Here is a 2,249-nt window from a genome sequence, read left to right as displayed (position 1 = left end):
ATCCCTGCGTCCAGTGTATGGGATAAATATCGCATCTAGTTGGTCTATGACTTCAAAGTTATTATAGCCCTTATCTAGATTTTGCCCCTTAGATTGCTCGAGCGTTAGCTTAGCCATTTTTTCACGCACTTTGTCTAGCTTCTCTTGGTTTTTGCGCGTTTGCTTAGAAAACTTTGAGCTTCTATTTGTTAGGCGCGACATATCGTATTGAAGCAATCTTAGCTCTACTTCTTGGTTGTAGTATCTATCGCTATGGAATGTCTTTGTCGTCATCGTATCTAAGATATTTTGCGTATTGACAGTCCTACGCAAGCTAGATAGCACCAAAGCACGCATAAGGTTTGCTCCATAGCTAGTAGCGATGTCAGCTGATACAACAAAGCCTTTTTTGCCATTAGCGTCTGTGCCCTCATTTAGCGTAAGCCCTGTGCCCGGACGGAAGTAGCGAATGTCTAGTTTTGATAAGTCACTAGAATTTGCTGCATTTTTTACAACATTTTCAAATAGATAGACTTGGTTTGGCTGTATGTTATCTCCAGCGTTGATTACGATATTACCATTTATATTACCCTCGCTATCATATAGTGGAAGCCCTATTTGGTTATTTCCACCTAGTATGTGCTGTCCAGCGATTGTGCCATTATTCCAAGTGTTTGCATCGCCATCTATGGTGAGGTTTGCACTTAGCACACCGATGAAGTTCGTCCCAGCAGTGCTAAATTTTCCACTCGCACCAGAGAAGTCAGTCAAAAAGCCGCTATTTAGCACACCTCTCTCTCCCACAGATAGATTGCCAGATACATTACCTGTGATAGATAGTCGTGTAACTAGTGAGCCACCACCGATTTGGGCGATGTATTGCCCTACGCTGCCTCCAGAGATAGTCCCAGAGATAGTAAGCGAGCCGATAGTAGAGCTACCACCGATGATAAGGTGGCTAGTAGTGCCATTTCCGATAGTTATGCTACCGATATTTGAGCCAGAGACAGACACACCTCTATTGAAGTTACCGCTAGTGGTGATGCTTGCTAGGTTTGACCCTGTGGCAGACACACCGACATTGCCGACACTGTTGCTAGAGTTGTTGAAAGTAAAGTTAGTGTTTGGTGCACTTAAGCCATTGAAGTATACTTCTTGGACGAATTGACTGTTTTGCCACCACCTATTTGCTGTGGTAAAAGTCCAACTCACGGTTCTCTCACTTGTGCTACCACTTAGATAGTATCTTGTTTCGCGGTAGTAGTTTGAGCCTCTAAAAGCACTTTGTATGCTAGAGCTACCTGTGCAATCCACTCTCTCATATCGCCCCACTCCGTGTGAGTTTGCATCGCCTCTACTCCAGTCCTCACTCCACTGACAAGCCGCAGCAGATATATCTAGTGCCCCACTAGCGATAATGCTAGCAGTAGCTAGAGATAGTGCTAGGCGTTTGGATTTACTTGGCTTTCCTAAAGCCCCCTCCCTTGCGGAGGGGGTTTGGGGGTGGGTAAGTCTTTCGTCATTGTGCGCTGACTTTTCGTCATTGCGAGCAAATGCGCTAGCATTTGCGTGGCAATCTATAATGCCGACACTATAAGACGAAGTTTCGTCATTGCGAGGCAGTGGCGAAGCCACAACGAAGCAATCCATTTCTTTGTTTTGTGGATTGCCACGCTCGCTTTGCTCGCTCGCAATGACGAATGGGTTGTCATTGTTTGCTGATTTTACATTGTGTGCGTGGGGTGCGACTTCAAAAGCCCCCTCCGCAAGGGAGGGGGAACTGATTGGACTGCGCCCACTCGCAAGGGAGGGGGAACTATGAGCTAGCCGAGTTTTACTCTCTCTCTCTCTCTCTCTCTCTCTCGTTTATAGCGTTAATCGCGTTGAAATTTGCTTTTTTCATTTTGCATCTCCTTTCGTGTAAAATCTCGCTTTTTTAGATTTTGGTTTGGCGAGATTACTTTGTCAAATGAAAAAGTAAATAAATGATAAACAAATATTTCTTAAATATTCCTTAAGTGGTGTAAAATTTTTGTAAATTTTTACAAATCGTAGCACAAAATCAGTGCAAATATAGGGAATCAAGTGTATTTGTGCGATTTGACAAACTCCAAAAAAAAAAAAAAAAAAAAAAAAAAAAAAAGCGGAGAGTAAAAAGTAAATTTTAAAAAAAAAATACATAGTAAGTGTCTATGATTTCAATAACAACTGTTACCATCCCAGATGACCTTTAATTATGGAAACAACAAACCTCTTTTCCATACAAACTA

The 2,249-nt window shown here is 42.6% G+C and carries 1 protein-coding gene; it reads right to left on the bottom strand.

What is annotated here, in order from left to right; all coding sequences use genetic code 11:
- Positions 1-1,629, bottom strand: a 1,629-nt coding sequence (locus CQA40_RS10685; protein WP_220271924.1) for a hypothetical protein, incomplete at its 3' end; no start/stop codon positions are given.
- Between the last annotated feature and the right edge of the window lie 620 nt (positions 1,630-2,249).

It is taken from the genome of Helicobacter sp. MIT 01-3238 (assembly GCF_003364135.1).
Taxonomy (GTDB): domain Bacteria; phylum Campylobacterota; class Campylobacteria; order Campylobacterales; family Helicobacteraceae; genus Helicobacter_B.
Note: the sequence above shows the minus strand (reverse complement) of the source record. Positions and strands in the feature narration are given on the sequence as shown.